The organism is Roseateles sp. (assembly GCF_049240545.1).
Classification (GTDB): Bacteria; Pseudomonadota; Gammaproteobacteria; order Burkholderiales; family Burkholderiaceae_C; genus Paucibacter_A.
Window position 1 is genome coordinate 1 of sequence record NZ_JBMLSK010000180.1, and the last position, 2,258, is coordinate 2,258.

General features: G+C 67.5%; 1 protein-coding gene and 1 pseudogene. Both read left to right on the plus strand.

The annotated features are described in order from the left end of the window. Positions 1–151 precede the first annotated feature (151 nt). A pseudogene (locus tag ACOVRJ_RS11915) lies at positions 152–783 on the plus strand (tyrosine-type recombinase/integrase). Then, positions 780–1,973 carry an IS91 family transposase gene (locus ACOVRJ_RS11920; RefSeq protein WP_422044067.1) on the plus strand — a complete coding sequence of 398 codons (1,194 nt, stop codon included), beginning with the start codon at positions 780–782 and terminating at the stop codon, positions 1,971–1,973. The pseudogene ACOVRJ_RS11915 and the gene ACOVRJ_RS11920 overlap by 4 nt, the downstream one beginning before the upstream one ends. Positions 1,974–2,258: the final 285 nt, after the last annotated feature.

The following is a 2,258-nucleotide window of genomic DNA, read 5'->3' on the forward strand; positions in this document are numbered from 1 at the left end:
GCACTTCGACTACCAAGTCAGCGCCCTGACCCAGGCCCAACTGGCCGACTACTTCACCCAGTTGAAGGCTGCGCACTCCTGGAGTGGCGTGAAGCTGGATCTCTACGGCCTCAAGTTCTTCACCGAACACGTGCTGGGGGCGCCTTGGGCCATGCCCGGTTTTGTCCGCCCGCCCAAGACCAGCCGGCTCCCCGACATCGTCAGCACCGGGCAAGTCCAGGCCATCCTGGACCACACCCGGTGCTTGAGCTACCGGGTGTTCTTCTTCACGCTCTACAGCCTGGGTCTGCGCCTGGGCGAAGGCCTGTCGCTCACCGTGGCCGACATCGATGCCCAGCGCATGCGCGTGCACGTGCGCAACGCCAAGGGCAACCGCGACCGCCTGGTGCCACTGCCCGAGGCGACTCTCTCGGTGCTGCGCGCCTTCTGGGCCGTGCACCGTCACCCCCGGCTACTGTTCCCCAATCGCGCTGGCGGCCGCACCGGCGCTGCCCAAGCCCGCAGCCCGCTGGACCGCGGCGGCGTGCAGCGCACCTTGGCGTGCGTGGCGCAAGAGCTCGGCCTTAAAAAAAGATCTCCCCTCACAGCCTGCGCCACAGCTATGCCACGCACCTGATTGAGGCCGGGGTGGATTTGCTGAAGGTGCAGCAGCTCCTCGGGCACCACAGCATCCTGACCACGTCGCGCTACACGCACCTGACGAGCCACACGGCCGATCAGTGCACGGAGCGGCTCAACGCGCTGATGAACCGCTACGCCATCGGCTGGAGGGCCCAGCCATGACCCGCGTGGCCGACCTCATCACCCAGTTCGAGCCCGAGCTGCTGACCCGCTACGGCTCGCAGTTGCTGCCCAGCCACCGGCAAGCCTTGGCGGCCTTGAAGCACTGCCGAAGCCGCTTTGCGCCGCAGATGCTGGCCAGTTGCCAGGGCTGCCACAGCCAGCGCTGCTTGCCGCACTCCTGCGGCCACCGCGCCTGCCCGCATTGCCAGCACCATGAATCCCAGGCTTGGCTGCAGCGCCAGCTCGAGGCCCTGGTGCCGGCGACTTACTTCCTCGTCACCTTCACGCTGCCGGCGCAGTTGCGCACCCTTGCTTGGCAGCACCAGCGCCGGGTCTACGCGCTCTTGATGCAGTGCGCCTGGGCCACGCTCAAGACCTTCAGCCAGAACGACCGGCAGCTTGCGGGCACGCCCGGCGCGGTGGCGGTGCTGCACACGCACAACCGGCAGCTGGGCTTGCATCCGCATGTGCATGTGTGCATGCCGGCCGCTGCGCTCAATGCACAAGAGCGGCTGTGGCGCACCAAGGTGAGGCTGGGCAAGACGCCCGGCAGCCGGGAGGCCGCACGCGGCGGCTATCTGTTCAGCCAAACGGCGTTGGCAACGGTGTTTGCGGCCAAGTTCAAGGCGGCGCTGGCGCGGGCTGGGCTGCCTGTGCCGAGCGAATTGATCGCCGAGCTGCCCAAACACTGGGTGGTGGACTGCAAGGCGGTGGGCGATGGGCAGGCGGCGCTGCGCTACCTGGGGCGCTATCTGTACCGGGGGGTGATTCAGGAGGCGGACATCCTGGGGTGCCAGGACGGTCAGGTCCGCTACCGCTGGCGCGACGCCAAGAGCGGCAAGCAGGCTACCCGATCGCTGCCCGGTGCCGACTTCCTGTGGCTGCTGCTGCAGCATGTGTTGCCCCGGGGCTTGCAGCGCACGCGCAACTTCGGCTTCCTGCATCACAACAGCCGCCGCCTGCTAGGGCTGTTGCAGCTCACGCAGGGCGTGCCGGTCTTGCCGCCCCAGCCACCGCCTGAGCGCCCAGTGTGGCGCTGTGCTTGCGGTCAGCCGATGCGCATCTTGCGCCGGCGCATGCGCCCCGAGGAGGCGGCTGCTGTTGCGGCTGCGAACGCTGCAACTGCTGCTGCGGCACCGCGCACCGTGCGGCCCGATCAACCCCAACCGGCTCAGGCCGCCAAGCACTGAGAGACGCCAAACCCCACTGCACAAGCCCGGCTGCACCGCCTGTAGGAGCAGACCGCTGGCAAGGCTTGCGCGCTCAAGACCAGAACCTTCAGCGACTGCGCCAAGACTCGTAGCTTGCGAGTACCCAGTCCATCGGCAGGCCCTCAAACCCTGCCGTCCGCGCCCCGATCCATCGGATCAATTTACAGGGGCTGCGGCAAATCCATACGGCCACCACCGAGCGCCCCGGGCTTGTCCAACAAACGGATCAGATCGCGGCTGCGCGCGATCTATCCTTACTCGTTA